17 protein-coding genes, 2 tRNA genes and 1 other RNA gene are annotated in these 16,004 nt (G+C 66.9%); 7 read left to right on the top strand and 13 right to left on the bottom strand.

Annotated elements, in window-relative coordinates; translation table 11 throughout:
* The first annotated feature begins 32 nt into the window (after positions 1 to 32).
* The 5 genes from GRI99_RS08290 (at position 33) to GRI99_RS08275 (ending at position 1,528) form a co-directional block, all read left to right on the top strand.
* Positions 33 to 233, top strand: coding sequence for a hypothetical protein (locus tag GRI99_RS08290; protein ID WP_160771538.1), 201 nt, complete (start codon positions 33 to 35; stop codon positions 231 to 233).
* A complete protein-coding gene (gene zapA / locus GRI99_RS08285) occupies positions 230 to 535 on the top strand; it encodes a cell division protein ZapA (RefSeq protein ID WP_160771537.1) in 306 nt (101 codons plus the stop codon). The genes GRI99_RS08290 and zapA overlap by 4 nt, the downstream gene beginning before the upstream one ends.
* Positions 536 to 545: 10 nt before the next feature.
* A non-coding RNA gene (gene ssrS, locus GRI99_RS19060) (6S RNA) lies at positions 546 to 699 on the top strand.
* Between the two features lie 29 nt (positions 700 to 728).
* A complete protein-coding gene (locus GRI99_RS08280; protein ID WP_160771536.1) occupies positions 729 to 1,313 on the top strand; it encodes a 5-formyltetrahydrofolate cyclo-ligase in 585 nt (194 codons plus the stop codon).
* The gene (locus GRI99_RS08275) at positions 1,313 to 1,528 is read left to right on the top strand and encodes a DUF2842 domain-containing protein (protein WP_160771535.1); all 216 of its coding nucleotides are present in this window, start codon (positions 1,313 to 1,315) and stop codon (positions 1,526 to 1,528) included. The genes GRI99_RS08280 and GRI99_RS08275 overlap by 1 nt, the downstream gene beginning before the upstream one ends.
* Before the next feature lie 90 nt (positions 1,529 to 1,618).
* On the opposite strand, the gene GRI99_RS08270 is transcribed toward GRI99_RS08275, so the two are convergent.
* A tRNA-Asp gene (locus tag GRI99_RS08270) sits at positions 1,619 to 1,695 on the bottom strand.
* 105 nt (positions 1,696 to 1,800) lie between these two features.
* Positions 1,801 to 2,754 (bottom strand): thymidylate synthase, encoded by a 954-nt coding sequence (thyA, locus tag GRI99_RS08265; protein ID WP_439098428.1) that lies wholly within the window; start codon positions 2,752 to 2,754, stop codon positions 1,801 to 1,803.
* 166 nt (positions 2,755 to 2,920) lie between these two features.
* On the opposite strand from thyA, the gene GRI99_RS08260 reads away from it, so the two are divergent.
* A tRNA-Pro gene (locus tag GRI99_RS08260) sits at positions 2,921 to 2,997 on the top strand.
* Between the two features lie 22 nt (positions 2,998 to 3,019).
* Here GRI99_RS08260 and GRI99_RS08255 read toward each other — a convergent pair.
* From GRI99_RS08255 to GRI99_RS08230, 6 genes are all read right to left on the bottom strand, one after another.
* Positions 3,020 to 3,583 (bottom strand): LbetaH domain-containing protein, encoded by a 564-nt coding sequence (locus GRI99_RS08255; RefSeq protein ID WP_202392981.1) that lies wholly within the window; start codon positions 3,581 to 3,583, stop codon positions 3,020 to 3,022.
* Entirely contained in the window at positions 3,580 to 4,689 is a 1,110-nt protein-coding gene (locus GRI99_RS08250) for a glycosyltransferase (RefSeq protein WP_160771534.1), read from the bottom strand. The genes GRI99_RS08255 and GRI99_RS08250 overlap by 4 nt, the downstream gene beginning before the upstream one ends.
* A gap of 6 nt (positions 4,690 to 4,695) precedes the next feature.
* On the bottom strand, positions 4,696 to 5,895 hold the full coding sequence (locus tag GRI99_RS08245) for a glycosyltransferase (protein ID WP_160771533.1): 1,200 nt from the start codon (positions 5,893 to 5,895) through the stop codon (positions 4,696 to 4,698).
* Between the two features lie 10 nt (positions 5,896 to 5,905).
* Positions 5,906 to 6,460 (bottom strand): NUDIX domain-containing protein, encoded by a 555-nt coding sequence (locus tag GRI99_RS08240; RefSeq protein WP_160771532.1) that lies wholly within the window; start codon positions 6,458 to 6,460, stop codon positions 5,906 to 5,908.
* A gap of 6 nt (positions 6,461 to 6,466) precedes the next feature.
* Complete coding sequence (locus tag GRI99_RS18855; protein ID WP_160771531.1) at positions 6,467 to 7,000, bottom strand: acyltransferase; 534 nt, start codon at positions 6,998 to 7,000, stop codon at positions 6,467 to 6,469.
* 77 nt (positions 7,001 to 7,077) lie between these two features.
* Positions 7,078 to 8,247, bottom strand: coding sequence for a glycosyltransferase family 4 protein (locus GRI99_RS08230; protein WP_160771530.1), 1,170 nt, complete (start codon positions 8,245 to 8,247; stop codon positions 7,078 to 7,080).
* 138 nt (positions 8,248 to 8,385) lie between these two features.
* Between GRI99_RS08230 and GRI99_RS08225 the strand changes: the two genes are divergently transcribed.
* The gene (locus tag GRI99_RS08225; RefSeq protein WP_160771529.1) at positions 8,386 to 9,333 is read left to right on the top strand and encodes an O-fucosyltransferase family protein; all 948 of its coding nucleotides are present in this window, start codon (positions 8,386 to 8,388) and stop codon (positions 9,331 to 9,333) included.
* Here GRI99_RS08225 and GRI99_RS08220 read toward each other — a convergent pair.
* From GRI99_RS08220 to GRI99_RS08200, 5 genes are all read right to left on the bottom strand, one after another.
* Positions 9,330 to 10,544 (bottom strand): glycosyltransferase family 4 protein, encoded by a 1,215-nt coding sequence (locus GRI99_RS08220; protein WP_160771528.1) that lies wholly within the window; start codon positions 10,542 to 10,544, stop codon positions 9,330 to 9,332. The genes GRI99_RS08225 and GRI99_RS08220 overlap by 4 nt on opposite strands.
* Entirely contained in the window at positions 10,537 to 11,781 is a 1,245-nt protein-coding gene (locus GRI99_RS08215) for a glycosyltransferase (RefSeq protein WP_160771527.1), read from the bottom strand. The genes GRI99_RS08220 and GRI99_RS08215 overlap by 8 nt, the downstream gene beginning before the upstream one ends.
* Entirely contained in the window at positions 11,781 to 13,586 is a 1,806-nt protein-coding gene (locus GRI99_RS08210) for an ABC transporter ATP-binding protein (RefSeq protein WP_160771526.1), read from the bottom strand. Before GRI99_RS08210 ends, GRI99_RS08215 begins: the two co-directional genes overlap by 1 nt.
* 85 nt (positions 13,587 to 13,671) lie before the next feature.
* On the bottom strand, positions 13,672 to 14,622 hold the full coding sequence (locus GRI99_RS08205; RefSeq protein WP_160771525.1) for an NAD-dependent epimerase/dehydratase family protein: 951 nt from the start codon (positions 14,620 to 14,622) through the stop codon (positions 13,672 to 13,674).
* 3 nt (positions 14,623 to 14,625) lie between these two features.
* A complete protein-coding gene (locus tag GRI99_RS08200) occupies positions 14,626 to 15,873 on the bottom strand; it encodes a class I SAM-dependent methyltransferase (protein ID WP_160771524.1) in 1,248 nt (415 codons plus the stop codon).
* Positions 15,874 to 16,004: the final 131 nt, after the last annotated feature.

The following is a 16,004-nucleotide window of genomic DNA, read 5'->3' as shown; positions in this document are numbered from 1 at the left end:
CCGCAAGGGGCGGTTTTGGTTATGCAGCGCGGATGGAGCAGGATCGTATCCAGCAGGCCCTGGCGCGGATCGAGGCAGCCACTTCGCGGATCGAGCGGATCGCCGCCCGCCCCGCCCCTTCGCCCGCAGCCCCCGCCGATCCCGATCTTGCCCGCCGCCACGAGGCGCTGAAGCGCGAGGCATGGGCCGCCCTGGCCGAGCTCGACAGCCTGATCGAAACGATTCCCGCATGAGCAATGTCACGCTGCAGATCGGCGGGCGGCGCTACACCATCGCCTGCGCACCGGGCGAGGAAGGCCACATCGCGGGACTGGGCGCCACGATCAATGATCGCCTCAGCACGATCCCCAATGTCCACGGCCAGTCCGAGGCGCGCTCGCTGCTTTACGCCGCCCTTTTGCTGGCGGACGAACTGCACGAGGCTGGCAAGCAGGCCCCGACGCAGCAGTCCGGTGCAGCCGAGCCGCTGGAAAAACTGGCCGACCGGCTGGAATCGCTCGCATCGCAGCTTGAGGCTTCGGCGGCAGCTTCCTAAATAGGCCACGGCGGGACTGCCCGGCACGAGCCTTCGAATATCCCTGAGGCTATAAGCAATCCATGGGAGCTGTCCCTACCTGAACCCTGGTTCGGGATATACGGTGCCCACCTGACGTTAGGCGTCAGTGGATTTCCCGGCAAACGACCCATGGTGGTTCCGCCACTCGATTTTCGGTGAACAAGGGCGGCGCATGACAACCGTAAGCGAAGACAAGGCAGCGCTGCGCGATCGCCTGCGGGATGAGCGCCGCGCCCATGCCGCCGCCCTCCCGCGCGAGGTGAGCGCGCTGGTCTTCCGCCAGCCCCCCGCCCCGGTTCGCGCGCTGGTGCCGGAAGGCGCGACCATCGGCATCTACCGCGCCGATCCGGGCGAGGCACCGACAGGTGGCTATGCGCGATACTTCTTCGAAGCGGGTCATCCGTTGGCTCTGCCCCGCGTGACCAGGTTGTCGCAGCCGATGCGCTTTCACGCCCACACCGATCCCTACGAGGAAAGCGACCTGGTGCCCGGAGTGATGGGCCTGATGCAGCCATCGGGCGACCTGCCCGAAGTGGTGCCGCAGGTGCTGTTCATGCCGCTGGTCGCCTTCACCGCGCGCGGCGAGCGGCTGGGCCAGGGCGGCGGCTTCTACGATCGCTGGCTTGCCGCCCACCCTGATACCATCGCCATCGGCATGGCCTGGGACATGCAGGAAGTGGCCGAGCTACCCATCGAGGACCATGACATGCCGCTGACCGCCATCGTCACCCCCACCCGCGTGCTGGGTCCGTTCTGATGCGCCAGAAGCCCACCCTGCGAATCCCCTTCGGTATCCTCGCGCTGATCGTGGTGCTGGCACTCTATGCCCTGGGGGTGGCCTGGGCCAGCCAGTGGATTGGCCAGTGGCCAGTACCGGTGCAGGCTGTGGTCTACCTTATTCTGGGCGTGGCCTGGCTGCTGCCGCTGCGCCCGTTCCTGATCTGGATGGAAACCGGACGCTGGAAGGCCTGAACTCGTGGCCTCCAAATGTGAAAAGCCCCTGCTTTCACAGGGGCTTTCAACCATCCGTCAATCCGGGCGGACGATCCGAAATGTCCCAAGTGGCGCGAGTGACGGGACTTGAACCCGCGACCCTCGGCGTGACAGGCCGATACTCTAACCAACTGAGCTACACCCGCGTATCTTGCGACTGCACCGCTTGGGAGACGCGCCTCTAGGGCCGATCAAAATGGCTGTCAACCGGCTGATCGGCGGCTGGTGAAAAACTTGTCCCCACCCGCAAATCACACTGCCACGGGCGCGCGGATCACCCCTTGCGGCGCATAGTCGCACACCTGGAAATCATCGATCCGGTAGCCGAAGATCGAATCCCGCTGACGGACCAGGGCCAGGCGCGGGCTGCCTTCAGGCGTCCGGCCAAGCTGCTCTTCGACCAGTTCGGCGTGGTTAAGGTAGAGGTGCACGTCACCCCCGCTCCACACCAGTTCGCCCGGCTGCAGGCCGGTCTGCGCCGCCATCATCCGCGTCAGCAGCGCGGCCCCGAACAGGTTGAACGGCAGGCCCAGCGCCACATCGCACGAACGCTGGTAGAGCAGGCAGTTAAGCCGCGCCCTGGCACCCTCGCCCGCCACATGGAACTGGTAGGTCTTGTGGCACGGCGGCAGGGCCATCCGGTCCAGCTCGGCCACGTTCCACCCTTCGATGATGTGGCGGCGGCTGCCGGGGTTGCTGCGCAGGCTTTCCACCACTTGCGCCACCTGGTTGATGCCCTTGCCCTTGGTGTACTTGCCATCCGGCCCGTATTCGTAGGTGTCCCAGTTGACCCACTGCTTGCCGTAGACCGGGCCGAGGTCGCCCCATTGTGCGGCAAAAGCCTCGTCGGCGACGATTCGCGCCTCGAACTCGGCCTGCGTGATGTCGGTGCCGCTGGCCTTGCGGAATTTCGCCAGCGGCCAGTCACTCCAGATCGTCACGCCTTCCTGCAAAAGGGGGCGGATGTTGGTCTCGCCGGTCAGGAACCACAGCATCTCGCGCGCGGCGGCTTTCCAGAACACGCGCTTGGTGGTCAGCAGCGGCACCTGCTCTTCGGCCAGGCTGAAGCGCAACTGCACCCCGAAGACCGAGCGCGTGCCCACTCCCGTGCGGTCCATCCGCTGATCGCCGTGCTCCCACACGTGGCGCATCAGGTCGAGGTATTGCCATTCGTAATGGCGGGCGTGGGGCGAGTCCTGCATCATGGCCAGTAGCTACCACCGCGCGGCTTGGCGAGGCAAACCGCAGGCTGTGGATGGCCGATGCGAGGAGGAGCGCAATTTCCTTGGCATACCCGCTTGCCAGTGGCCCAAGTGGCCGCTATTGGCCCGCGTCTGCCTCGCCTGCGGGTTTCTCGCAGGCAAGATCGGTCGGGGAATAGCTCAGCCTGGTAGAGCACTGTCTTCGGGAGGCAGGGGCCGGAGGTTCGAATCCTCTTTCCCCGACCATTTCTTCTAAAACTGGCGATGATCAGTCGGCGCCCTGGCGCCGTCGGATCACGCGCGCCGGGTTGCCGGCCACCACACTCCAGGGCGCGATGCTGCGCGTCACCACGGCGCGGGCTGCCGCGACGGCTCCCTCGCCCACGGTGACACCGGGCGCGAGATAGGCTTCGGCCGCCACCCAGGAATGGTCTGCCAGCACGATCGGCGCAGTCATCAGCGGCTTGCCGGGGGCATCGATGTTGCGGCTGGCCGTGCACAGGTACGCCCGCTGGCTGGCCACGGCCCCCGCCCCCAGCCGCACATGGGCAACGTTGTAGCAATCGACCCCGTCACCCAGGGTCGAACCCGGGCCCAGCGACAGGTTCCAGGGAGCCCAGATAACCGCCGAGGGATAGGCCAGCGCCCCCTTGCCCACTTTCGCCCCGAACAGCCGCAACAACAGGCGTCGCCAGGCGTGCAAGGGGCGCGGACTGGGCCGGTAAAGCAGCAGCCATACGAGGCCCCAGAGGCCCCTTGCGATCTTGTTGGCCAGGCCCGGCGGGTCCTGCATGGTCAACGGCGCGCGCCCGGTGTCAATCTGCTGGCTCATCGGCCCTCCACCACGCTGTGGTAATGCGCCAGCATCCGCGCGGCAATCGTGTCCCAGGCGAACCGCTCCAGCGCCAGCCTGCGGCCGGCGGCGCCCATGGCGGCCAGCGCGGAATCATCGGCCAGCACCCGCGCCAGGACTGTGGCCATCTGCGCGGGATCGGTGGTCACTTCCACCGCCGCCCCCGCCGCAAAGCCCTCGGGCAGGTTGCAAGCCTGGGTCATGATTACCGGCAGGCCATGGGCCCAGGCTTCCAGCACGGCCATCGGCAGGCCCTCGGAATGACTCGGCAGGATGAAGGCGCTGGCCCCGTGCAGGGCCGCATCCTTGTCTGCCCCGTGCAGCCCGCCCGGAAAACTCACGCCATTGCCCAGCCCCGCCGCAGCGGCCTGCTGGCGCAGCGAATCGAGAATGCCGATCTCGTCCCAGCCGGCGATCCGCAGGTGCCAGTCGTGGCGAAGTTCGGGCGGCAGCATGGCCCAGGCAGCGATCAGTTCGGCCAGCCCCTTCTTCGGATGGATTCGCGCCATGAACAGCAAGGTGCGTGGCCTTGCGGAAGTCAGCGGGCCGATCTGCTGCCGGCAGGTGACGCCGTTCGGCACCACTTCCACCCGCCCGGCCAGTCCATAGGCCCGCACCGCCTGCTCCTCGGCCCCGGCCAGCGCATGGATGAAAGCGGCACGGCGCAGCAGCCCCCCCTCCCACAGGGCGGCGGACAGGCGCTTCTTGGCCGCGCTGCGGGCCAGCGCCCAGCTATCCAGCATCCCGTGTGGCGAGACGACATGGGGCGCACCGCCGCGCCACCCTGCCAGGGCGCGCGCTGCCGGTCCCCACAGGCCGTGGAGGTGGACCAGATCGGGCCGCAGTTCATCAAGCCGGGCGCGCAGGGCCGCGCCGTGAAGGCCATTGGCAAAACCGGCAGAAGGGACATTGTCGACAGCCAGCGGTGCCCAGTCCGACGCGTCGGCCAGGCTGCGGGCATCGGCACCGGCCAGCACGCTGACCCGCGCCCCCGCCGCCGCCTGCGCTCTGGCCAGCCCCTTCACCGCCTCGGGAATGCCGCCGCCCAGCCGGGAGGACGTATCGAGCAGGTGGACGATGTGCACCGGACCCTAGCCCGCGCTGGTACCGCGCAGCGCCAGCGCGGCGATCAGCGACCGGTCTGCCAGGGAGAGGCCACGCGGATCCACCGCGCCCGCTGCCGCCAGGGCCGCCGCCATGCCTTGCGCAAATCGCGCCGGGCCGTAGCGGGCAACAATCTGCTGGCCCGCCGCTGCCATCGCTGCCCGGTCAGCCCGCGTCACGTCGTCCAGGCGCGCGGCAATCTCGACCTCGGACCAGGCATCCACGGTCCAGCCGTTGACGCCGTGCTCCACCAGGTCCTCGGCACAGCCACACTGGCGCGAGACGATCACCGGCAGGCCCGCCGCCATCGCCTCGTTGACCACCAGGCCCCACTGCTCAGACAGGCTGACGTGAACGAAGGCTCCGGCAAAGGCGAGCACCTGCGGTAGTTCGTCATATTGGCGGAAGCCGGGGAAATGGACCTGCGCGCCAAGTCCCAGTTGCGCCACCAGCGCTTCCAGTTCGGCGCGAAGCTCGCCATCGCCCAGCAGGACCAGGTCCCACGCACCCGCTCCCGCAGAGGCGCGATAGGAGGCATAGGCGCGGACCAGCCGGTCAAAGTTCTTCTTGGGAATGAAGCGGCCGGAGGCAAGGAAATAGGCCGGCGGCAGGCCCAGTTGCGCGCGCAGCGCCGGGTTTGCCCGCGCCTCGGCCGCGCCGCGCTCGAACCAGGCGTTATCCACCGCGTTATAGCCCAGGAATACGCGGCTTTCCGGCAGGCCAAGCTGGGAAATATACCGCCGCTGCGGCGCGCCGCCCACCAGTGCGGCATCGGCCAACTGCACCAGCCGGCGCTTGATCGCCTCGCGAAACGGGGAGCGGGCGTAATCGTGCGCTGTGCTTTCCGACATCATCACCACGCGCCGCCGGTTCGCCCGCGCCCAGCGGATCATCGCCAGCGCCTCCACATGGCTCCACCCGCCGGGTACCACCACATCGGGCTGAGCACGATCCAGCGCGGCCGCAACCGCCGCCATCACCTCGCGATTGGGCACCTGTTCCACCGCCCGGTCCTCGAACAGGGTAACGCGTTCGAACGCTTCCTCACCCAGGCGCGGCTCCCAGGCATAGGTGGAACTGCGGCGCGATCCCTCGATCCCGACGACCTGCGCCACCCCTGCCGCCGCGTTGAGACGGGCGAGGATATAGGGGCTGAACATCCGGAAATAGACGGCGATTTTCAACACTTGCGCAGCCCTAGCCCAGCAGGGCCCCCCGCGCCAGCGACCAGGCAGCGGCGTGGTGGAGAATCTGGATCTGCCCTGCCGCCAGCGCGGCATCGATCTCGTTCGGGCGCATCACCCGCAGCTCCATCTCCTCCAGGTCGCCGTGATCCGGCTCACCGGCGAAGTGGCAGCCCGTGGCAAGGTAGAAATGGCCCAGCGATCCGCGCTGGTTGCCGTTGTCGACAAAGCTGCCGAGGTGGCTCCAGTCGCCACCCGCCAACCCCGTCTCCTCAAGCAGTTCGCGCTGGCAGGCGGCCAGTGGCTCCTCGCCCGGCTCAAGGTATCCGGCGGGGAACGACAGGCCATAGGCCTGCGGCCCGTGCTTGTACTGCCACAGCGTCATGATCCCGCCATCGGCCAATTGCGGCACGCATACCGCGAAGCTGGCCAGGTCGACGCGGTAGAAATCGTCGATCGTGGCACCAGCCGAGGTTCGCACCTGCTGCTGGGTCACGGTTACATAGGGCGGGCGGGCCAGCAGCACCCGCTCGCCAAGCACGGTCCACCTGTCGCGGAAGGAAGCCACGGCGGATCAGGTCAGCCAGGGCTGGTAGGCGAGGCGATAGTCCAGCCCCCGCTGCCGCTCGCCGATTGGCCGTGCCGGATTGCCGCCGACAATCGTATAGGGAGCAACATCCTTCGTCACCACTGCGCCCGCCGCGACGACCGCGCCTTCGCCGATGGTCACGCCCGGCAGCACCAGCGCGCCATAGCCGATCCACGCCCGGCTGCCGATGGTCACCGGGCCGCCCTTGTCGGCGAAATGGGGCGACTGTGGATCGTGGCCCAGCGTCAGGATGGTCGCTTGCGGCCCGATCGAGACGTCATCGCCCACGGTCACCGCGTGTCCGCGCCCGTCGAACAGGGTGCCGAAATTGATCACGTTGCGCTGGCCCAGCGAGATCTTGCGACCGTTGAGGAAGCGGCAATCGAGCTGCACCCCGCTGCCCTGCCCCAACCGCTGCAACCAGGCGGCCAGGAACAGGCGACGCAGCGTGCGCGAGGGGATGCGCCCGATTATGCGGTTGTAGGCAAAGGCCAGGATGGTGCCGGCAAGCACGCGCATTCAGACTGTCCCCCGCCCTTTCATCCGCGAGGATAGCGGCCATGCGCCGTCGGCGCCACAAAGGATCACCCCCGCCGTCACGCCGCTACCTCGTCGGCTCGCCCTTCAAGCGCCGCCCGCAGGATCGCCACATTGCGCGCCCACGATGCGTGCTCGCGCAGCCGCGCCCACCCGGCAGCGGAATAGCCGCTGGCGATCACCTGCCGCATGGCCTCGGCAAGGGCCGCTACGTCTTCTGCCGGAACTACCGGCCCCAGGTCAAACTTGCGGACCGTTTCCACCAGCGGTCCAGGCCCCGAGGACGCAATCACGGGCTTGCCCCAGTTCGCGGCCAGCAACAGCACCCCGCTCTGCGAGACGAATTCGGCCTTGTAGGTCAGCAGTACGCTGTCCGCAGCGCCGAAATAGTGGGCGATCATCTCCTCCGGCACGAAGCCATCGAAGATGTGCACCCGGTCGGCACAGCCCAGCCGGGCGGCCTGGTCCCGGTAGCACTGTGCCGGCTTGTCATGGCGCGAGGCCACCCGGCCCGCCACCAGCAGCACGGCCTGCGGAATCTGCGCCACCGCTTCCACGCAGGCGTCGATGTTCTTGCGGTCGGCAATGTAGCCGAAGGAAAGGAACACGTGCGATCCTGGCGGAGCCAGCCGGGCACGCAGATCCTGCCCGTCCTGCGGAGAGATGCTCGCCGCCATGCAGCCATAGGGCACGCGCAGACACCGCACATGCGCAGGGATATGTGGCTGGTGAGGATCGAAATCCTCGTGAATCAGGCCATAGCGGATCGGCAGGAAACTGGCCCTGACCGCCCAGCCATGCAGCCAGCCCAGCCCCTCGCGCGGCTTGCGCTGGGGATCGTGGATATTGGTGGCATAGCGCACCCCCAGCAGCCGCAGCAGGGCATGGGGCCAGATCCACAGCAGCACCAGCGTTTCCGACGGAGAGGCCATGACCACGTGGCGAAACCGGCCAAATACGATCACCAGAGCCAGCATGAACTCGTTGGTGAGCGTGGCCAGCACGAACCAGGCGCGGCGCAGCCAGGGGTTGCGGCTGGTGGAATAGGGGGCCAGCAGGCAATTCAACTGGCGATAACGCTTGCCCTGGTGGCTGGGGAGGAACTGCCGGCAGGTGAGCAGCGTGACCGCCACCCCCGCATCCTCCAGCGCCTGCGCCTGGTAATGCGAATGCTCGGCCAGGCCACCTTCGGGCAGCGAACAATGGATCAGAATCTTGCGCAGGCTCATCCGCCTCTCGGTAGGGGCAGCCGACGCGCCAGTCAAAACCCCTCGCCACAGGCCGCAGCCGGTGACCGGCCAAACGCCTTGCTCGCCGGGGCTGCCCGCCCTAGGAACCGGCGCAATGCAGCGGTGGTGGATTTAAGCTTGGCCTATTCGGAACTTAAGGCGCTGGCCAAGCGGCGGCTGGGCCGGTTTTATCCGGTGATGGTGCGGGCCAAGTCATCGGGCGCGGTGCGCAAGGTCCGCGCCCTGCCGGGGGCCCTCGCCTATGCGCGCTGGAAAGGCACGGGGCAGGCCGCCATTGGCCTCGATATCGATACGCCGATCGGCATGGGGGCCATCGTGTGCCATGCCCTGTTGCTGCACGATCACTTTGAACGCGCTGGAATCGCCTGCCACCTGCGCGCCACCAGCCCGTTCTATGCCCGACCGGGACAGGACGTGCTGGCCCGCCACTTCATCGCCGAACCCTGGCCCGCCGATGTTCGGATGCTGCCCAGCAAGACCTGCGATTTCATCATCGAGTACCTGCGGCCGGACCATATGGACCTGCAGCGCGCCAGCGAACTGGTGCAGCGCCATTTCCGCCCCACCCCGCTGCTGGCTGACGCGATCGAGGAAGGCTCGCAGGGGTTTGCCGCATTCGACCTGGCCATCCACTATCGCGGCACCGACAAGTCGATGGAAGCGACCACCACCAGCGCCGACGCAGCGCTGGCCGAGATCGAGCGGCAGTTGCAGGGCCTGGCCGATCCGGTCGTGTTCCTGGCCACGGATATCCCTGCTTTCGCGCAGGTCGTGCGGGCGCGCTTTCCCCGGGCGCGGTTCGTCTCCTACGACATCGGTGACGTGGCATCGGGCACGGCCCGCTATCGCTCCACCATGAACCCGGACGACAAGGCGCTGGAAGCACTGGTCAACTCGTTCCTGATCGCCCGCGCCAAGGTGTGCGTGCGCACGGTGTCCTACCTTTCGGCGGTGGCGGCCGTTATCAATCCGCAGATGCGGACCATCACGCTGAACACGCTGATCGGCAACGATCCGCCATTTCCGGAACTGGAAATCGCCCGCCGCGAGGGCAAGGCAGGCTAGCCTGCGATCCGCAGCAGATCCGCCACCACCCGTTGCGGGCTGAACCGGTCCAGGCCCGCCAACGCCGCCTGCCCTTGCGTGCCCAGCAGGCCGGGATTGGCAAGATAGCCACGCACGGCAGCGGCCAGCGCCTCGGCCGAGACTTCTGGCAGCAACGTGCCGTTGATCCCGTCCTGCACCACGTCACCACAACGGCGTGAGGCGATCACCGGCAGGCCGTGGGCCTGGGCCTCGAGCTGGGTCAGCGCGAACCCGTCGGAATGGGTCGGCAGGACGAACAGGTCGGCAGCGACAAGGCGTGCCGGCACCTCACCGCGCGGCACCGGGCCATGGTCGATCACATGCGGTATCCCGGCCAATTCGCCCCGCAGTGCATCGCCGCCCGGACCAACAAGATGGAACTCCACCGGCTCGCCAGCCAGCAGTCCTGCCGCGCCGATCACCTCGTGAATGCCCTTGCGCGCGATCAGCGAGCCGAGGAACAGTACCTTCAGCGGACGGGCCGCGGTGAACACCTCCGGCACGGGCCCGCGTTGCGGCGTCGGTGGTGCGGCGTAAGCGAGCGGAACCACGTGCAGCTTCTCCCGCGCGATCCCTGCCTGCACCAGCCCGTCGCGCGCCCATGCGGAATTGACCACGATGTGATCGGCCAGCGCGCACTCCTGCCGCCAGCGTGGCCAGTAACCTGGCGGGGTCCGCTCCAACCTGCCGTTACCATGCGGCAGGGCGGCGACGATCTCTTCCTCGATCACGGCAGGGTCGATCTGCCCCAGCACGGTCACGCAGCCCGCCGCCTTTGCTGCCTGCAGGATGCCCAGCGCGGCATAGCTATAGGCGAAGACCACCGGCTTGACTTGCCCGTCCAGCCAGCCGCCCCGCACCAGGGCCGCCGCGCTGCGCCGCTCGAACCAGGCGTTGTCGGCCATGATCTTGTGCCAGCCAGCCTTTGCCCCCGGCAGCCGCGCACGCCCTTCGCGAGCCATCGAGGCAGCGGTGAAATGCGTCACCGGGGCATCGGCCAGCGCAGGATTGTAACGATCGGCCAGCCGCTGCCCCAACGCGCCGGGCAGGCCCGCAGCCAGAGAACCCGGCGGTGCCCACCGATCGGTGACCAGCCTTCGCAACCGCCCGATCCGGTGAAGCTCCGCCGCCAGCACATAGTGTTCGCGCGCGCCGATCTGGCAGGTGATCCAGGGGGCTGCGTCAGCCATGCCCGCCGAGGCCCCACAGGGCGGCGGTGAAAGCTTCACCCGAATGGCTCTCGCGCGCGGCCAGGGCCTTCGCGCGGGCGCGGGCGGAGATGGCGGGAAAATCGGCGACCATGCGGGCAATGGCCTGGGCCAGCCCGTCCACGTCGCCATCGTCCACGCCAATGCCCTCACCCACGTCGGCCACCAGGTCCTCGCACCAGGTGTCGCGGGTGTAGATCAGCGGTACGCCCGCCGTCACCGCCTCCACCGCCACGCCGGAAATGCGCGCATAATAGCTGGCGCGGCGATAGGGCAGCAGCATGCAATCGGTCGCGGCGACTTCGGCATCGTAGCGCTCGCTGCTCATCGCCTCCGTGATCAGGTCCACCCGCGGGTCGGCCACCAGCGCGGGATCGGGTTCATACAGCGCGCCCGATTCGTCCAGGATCGGCTGGTTCCACTGGATCACGAACCGCGCCCGCGCTTGCGGATGGGCCGCCAGGAAGCGGCGGATCGCTTCCTGCATCACATCGATCCCCTTCTCGAACCGTGCCGGACCCAGGCAGGCAAAGGTAACCGGCGCATCGGGCGCGCGGGTGGCCTCTTCCAGCGGCGGCGGCGGCGACACGCGCGGGCTGGGAAAGACCTGCGGCTCGATGCCGCACAGCAGGCGATACTCCAGCGCCAGCTTGGCACTGTCGGTGGCGAAACGCGCCCGTCCGCGCGCGATCAGCGGAGCAAAGCTGCGCAAGGCCCAGCGCAGCACGGCAGTGGAGCGCTTGAACACCGGCTCGCGCCGTCCGGGTTCATAGGATCCAGCGTTGTTGCGGAACAGCAGCACGATCTGCCCGATCCTGTGCCCTTGAGCGGCCATCAGCCAGCGCCAGCCGAACACGTGGTGGATCACCACGGTAGGGGCAAAGACGATGTCGAACGGACCGTGCCTGGCCACGAACCCGCGCATGAGGCGGAACACCCGCCAGTTGTGCTGCACGATGCCGAGATAGCGCCGCCAGGCCTGGGGATGGTTGTATATCCCGTCCCAGTTGGTCCACGGAAACAGCGCGTGCGCCTCCAGCGCGGCCACCACGTCAGGCTGGGCATCCTTGTGTACCACCACCACGGTTTCCGCCCCCGCAGCAGCGTTCAGTTGCTTGACGGAGCGAACATATTCGAACCAATGGCCGCTCTCGCTTTTCAGCGCTTCCTCGACCACCAGCATGCGCTTGCCGGCAAGCGGACCGTGCGGCGCGGGCATCAGTGGCTGAACTCGTGGAAGTGAGGGTCCTTCTGCAACTCGTCGTACGAGCCGGAGGCCACGATCCGCCCGTCACGGATGAAGAAGATGCAGTCGTAATGCTTGATGGTCGCTAGCCGATGGGTGATCGAGATCACCGTCAGCTTGTCGCTCCCCTTGCCCAGGTTGGCCACCACGGCTGCCTCAGTGCGTGGATCAAGCGCGCTGGTCGCCTCGTCCAGCACCAGTACGCGCGGCCCGTCATAAAGCGCGCGCGCCAGGGCCAGCCGCTGGCGCTGGCCGCCGCTGAGCCGCACGCCGCGCTCCCCCACCATGGTTTCGAACCCGGCGGTTCCCGGCTGCTCGATGAATTCCGCCGCCCGAGCCAGGCCGGCCACCTCGCGCACGCGGTCATCGTCCACCTCGTTACGCGGAAAGCCGAAGGCAATGTTTTCGGCAATGGTGGCATCGTACAGGAATAGATCCTGCGGCACATAGCCGATGCCCTTGCGCCAGGCGGGGGTCTGTTCGGCGGTCAGCGGCTTGCCGTCGATCAGGATATGCCCCTCGGTGGGCAGCAGCAGGCCCATCAGCATGTCGATGATGGTCGACTTGCCCGATCCGGTGGGCCCTACGAAAGCCACGTGCGAGCCTTTTGGGATGGTCAGGCTGATGCCGTCGATCGCCTTGCGCTCCGCCCCGGCGTAGGTGAAGCTCACGTCCTGCAGGCGGATTTCGCTTGCCCAGGTGATGGCCGGTGGCTGCTCCGGCTTGGCGGTCCAGGGTTCCGGCTGGTCGGCATGGAGATGCTGCTCGCGATACAGTGCCAGCACCTCGTCCAGCGCCTGGCGGGACGAGGTGATGTTCATGCTCTGGATCGTGATCGCCTGCAGCAGCGGCATCATGCGATAGGCAACCAGCCCGATCACGCCCAGTTCGGGCAGCATGGCAATCAGGTTGCCGCCGGTAGCCATGACCACCATCACCCAGGCAATGATCCCGCCGAACACCAGCACTTCCAGCGCGCTGCGCGGGATCGCGGCGTAGATCGGCATGCGTACCATCACGTTGGAATATCCCTGCGAGGCGCGCGAGACCCGGTCGACAAACTGCGGGATGCGCGATGTGGCCAGCACCGGCTTGATCCCCGCGAGGAGCTGGTTGACCTCCTTGAACGTGGCCCGCAGCCACACCAGCAATTCGTCCGAGGCATCCGCCGCCCGGCGGCGCATGGGCTTCAGGATAGTCAGCACGAACACGCCCAGCGCAAGGACCGCTACCAGCATCACCTGCGGGCTGACGATCAGCACCACCAGCGCCAGCAGCACGACGATGACAGCACGCGAGGCGAGGTCGAGAATCGCCATGACCACGTGATTGACCAGCAGGCTCACATCTTCCGCCAGCGTCTTCAAAAGGTGCGCAGTGTTGACCGAAAGGAAGTATTCGTACCGCCGTGACAGGACATTGTGCAGCACGCGCATCCGCGTCCAGTGCGCCAGCGCATAGGAATAGCGGGCCCGCGTATAATCGCCCAGCAGGCCCACGGCATTGCTGATCGCGATGCTGACCAGCGAGACGATGCCGGTGATCATGATCAGGTCGAAATCGGAGACATCGCCCAGCACGCCCAGCAGCAGCTGGCCGGCGTTGGAGCCACGGAACAGTGCGGTATCGGTTGCCGCCGCCAGGAACGGGGCAAGCGAGAATACCGCCAGGAACTGGGTAACCGCCTGCAGCAGCATGACCAGGCACACGCTGACCAGCCGCCGCCGTCCGAACGGGCGGATGATCTCGTAGACACTGCTGAAGATTGATGCCTTCATACCGCCGACCGGCCGTCCCGCCCCTGCCGCAAGCCTGCGGCACTGTGCCACGGCGCGCGACCGGATGACAGCCGTGCTTGCCCGCTCATGCCAGGCCCGCGTCCAGCTGGTCGCGGTACCAGTCGACCGTGTTCTGCAACCCGTCCCGGATGGGCGTAGGCGCGGTCCAGCCCAGCGTCTCGCGCACCAGGGTCACGTCGAGCATCCGCTTGTGGACCCCCACGAAGCGGCCCTCCACGCGGTATTCGATCTGGCCCGTGAACCCGGCGGCATCGCGGATCCATTCGGCAATATCGCGGATGCGATAGGCATCGCCGATGCCCAGGTTAAGCGCTTCCTCGTCAGAGCCGAGGGCAGCGGCGATGATGCCGTCTGCGGCGTCATCCACATGCAGGAACTCTCGCTGCTGATCGCCGGTCCCCCACACTTCCACCGATGGCTTGCCTTCGCGCGCGGCGCGCACGAACTTGCCCACCAGTGCGCCCACCACGTGGCTGTTTTCGGCAAAGCTGTCACCCGGGCCATAGACCGTTGGCAGGACCACGCAGGTGCTCTTAAGGCCATACTCCTTGAGGTAGGCCTTGCGCCCCACCAGCAACGCCTTCTTCGCGAAGGCATAGGCGAACAGGTATTCCTCCGGCTCGTGCCCCCACAGCTCGCTCTCCGGGTGCGGATGCTCGGTGCTGGGGTAGAGGCAATAGGAAATGATCGCGGTCAGCTTGGCCTCAGGGAAAAAGGACTTCCAGCCTTCCAGCAGGTTAATGTTGATCACCATGTTGGCGTAAAGCTGCGTGGCCGGATGGCGCACTGGCCAGTCGCCCGCCTTGTAAAGCGCGGCCAGGTGGATGATGTGATCGCAGGCAAAGCCGCTGTCCTTCAGGCCCTGCATCCACGCCGATGTGGCATGCATGTCGGCCAGGTCGACCGTGGCCGAGCCTGCGGCAATCACGTTGGCATCCGGAAACCGGCGCCGGATCTCGCGCACCAGCGTCTTGCCGACGAAACCCGTGGCCCCGGTGACGATGACGTTCTTCATCGATCAGGCTTCCGGCTTGCCACCCGGCCCCAGGATCTGCACCGATGGCACCGGGGTGATGAAACGCCCGCCGGCCTTCAGGTAGCCGTCATACTTGCCCAGCAGGAAATCGAGGAAGTTCCAGCACAGCACCAGATAGTAGTCCGGGTGCTCGGTCACGGCGTTCTCGTCGATCACGGGGATGTGCGTGCCCGGCGTGACACGGCCGATCTTGAACTCGTTCACCTCGGTCACGTGGCTGACCAGATCGGGGCCGATGTCGGCATAGTTGAGCACGGTGGACCCCTTCACCGGTGCGCCCAGGCCCCACACGGTCTTGCCTTCGGCCTTGAGCTTCTCGAGCAGCGCGCGCAGCTCGGTCATGTTGTGCTCCACCCGGGCCGCGAAGTCCTGGTAGGTCTGCAACCGGAACAGGCCGGCCTCTTCCTCGGCCCTGATGGCAGCGGCCACCGCAGGGCTTTCTGCAATCGGGTTCTCCTGCCGGTAGACATAGAGGATGAAGCTGCCGCCGTGGATGGGCGAGAACTCCACGTCGCGGATGGCCAGCCCATGCGCGTTGAACAGCCGCTGCAGGGGGCCCACCGCGTGGATACAGCTATGCTCGTGGTAGAAATGGTCGAACTCGTTCTTCTGGATCAGGTCCAGGCAGTTGACGCCCTGCACCACGAACACCGTGTTCGGCCCCATCACCTCTTCCAGTCCCGCCACGAAATCGTGCAGGTCGGGCACGTGATAGAACACCGCCGTGGCGGTGATGGCATCGGGCTTCACGCCCAGTTGCTTCAGGCTCTTGCCGGTTTCGTGGCACCAGAACTGGCGGAACACGGTGACGCCCTGCGCGCGGGCCAGCTGGCCGGTGCGGTCCGACGGATCGACCCCGAGCACGCGCATTCCCTGGCTCTGGAAGGCGCGCAGGAAGGTGCCGTCGTTCGCGCCCACGTCGATGACAAGGTCGTTTTCCTTCAGGCCCAGCTTGTTGACGATGCGCGGGGCCAGCTCCTTGAAGTGCGCCACCACCGGGGCATTGCGGCCGGTGATATAGGCATGGTCGTCAAACAGCACCTTTTGTGAAGGGAACTCGTTGATCTGCACCTGCCAGCAGTTGTCGCAGACCATCATGGCCAGCGGGAACTTCTGCTCCTTCGCCAGCTCGTCCGCATGGAGGAAGCTGTTGCCGTTGGGCTGGTCCTTCAGGTCGATGAACTCGTGCAGGCGGGCTTCGCCACAATTCATGCAATGCGTGCGCGTCATTCGGAACGGGTTCCTCGAACTAAAGGTTGGATGCAGCGAGAGCGAACGCGCTGCCATATGTGGTGGCGGTTGTCACCCGCAGAGGGTCAAACGCCAGGACTGATCCGCAATTCCACGCAGTGCCGGTGGCA

Origin of the sequence: Alteraurantiacibacter buctensis (genome assembly GCF_009827655.1) — a bacterium.
Lineage (GTDB): Bacteria > Pseudomonadota > Alphaproteobacteria > Sphingomonadales > Sphingomonadaceae > Alteraurantiacibacter > Alteraurantiacibacter buctensis.
Note: the sequence above shows the minus strand (reverse complement) of the source record. Positions and strands in the feature narration are given on the sequence as shown.

Excerpts from the sequence above, each read along its gene's own strand:
- GRI99_RS08290 (WP_160771538.1), top strand. The coding sequence starts at position 33 with ATGGAGCAGGATCGTATCCAGCAGGCCCTGGCGCGGATCGAGGCAGCC.
- GRI99_RS08255 (WP_202392981.1), bottom strand. The coding sequence starts at position 3,583 with ATGAGCCAGCAGATTGACACCGGGCGCGCGCCGTTGACCATGCAGGAC.
- GRI99_RS08275 (WP_160771535.1), top strand. The coding sequence starts at position 1,313 with ATGCGCCAGAAGCCCACCCTGCGAATCCCCTTCGGTATCCTCGCGCTG.
- thyA (WP_439098428.1), bottom strand. The coding sequence starts at position 2,754 with ATGATGCAGGACTCGCCCCACGCCCGCCATTACGAATGGCAATACCTC.
- zapA (WP_160771537.1), top strand. The coding sequence starts at position 230 with ATGAGCAATGTCACGCTGCAGATCGGCGGGCGGCGCTACACCATCGCC.
- GRI99_RS08215 (WP_160771527.1), bottom strand. The coding sequence starts at position 11,781 with ATGCCCGCGCCGCACGGTCCGCTTGCCGGCAAGCGCATGCTGGTGGTC.
- GRI99_RS18855 (WP_160771531.1), bottom strand. The coding sequence starts at position 7,000 with ATGCGCGTGCTTGCCGGCACCATCCTGGCCTTTGCCTACAACCGCATA.
- GRI99_RS08220 (WP_160771528.1), bottom strand. The coding sequence starts at position 10,544 with ATGGCTGACGCAGCCCCCTGGATCACCTGCCAGATCGGCGCGCGCGAA.
- GRI99_RS08210 (WP_160771526.1), bottom strand. The coding sequence starts at position 13,586 with ATGAAGGCATCAATCTTCAGCAGTGTCTACGAGATCATCCGCCCGTTC.
- GRI99_RS08200 (WP_160771524.1), bottom strand. The coding sequence starts at position 15,873 with ATGACGCGCACGCATTGCATGAATTGTGGCGAAGCCCGCCTGCACGAG.
- GRI99_RS08205 (WP_160771525.1), bottom strand. The coding sequence starts at position 14,622 with ATGAAGAACGTCATCGTCACCGGGGCCACGGGTTTCGTCGGCAAGACG.
- GRI99_RS08230 (WP_160771530.1), bottom strand. The coding sequence starts at position 8,247 with ATGAGCCTGCGCAAGATTCTGATCCATTGTTCGCTGCCCGAAGGTGGC.
- GRI99_RS08280 (WP_160771536.1), top strand. The coding sequence starts at position 729 with ATGACAACCGTAAGCGAAGACAAGGCAGCGCTGCGCGATCGCCTGCGG.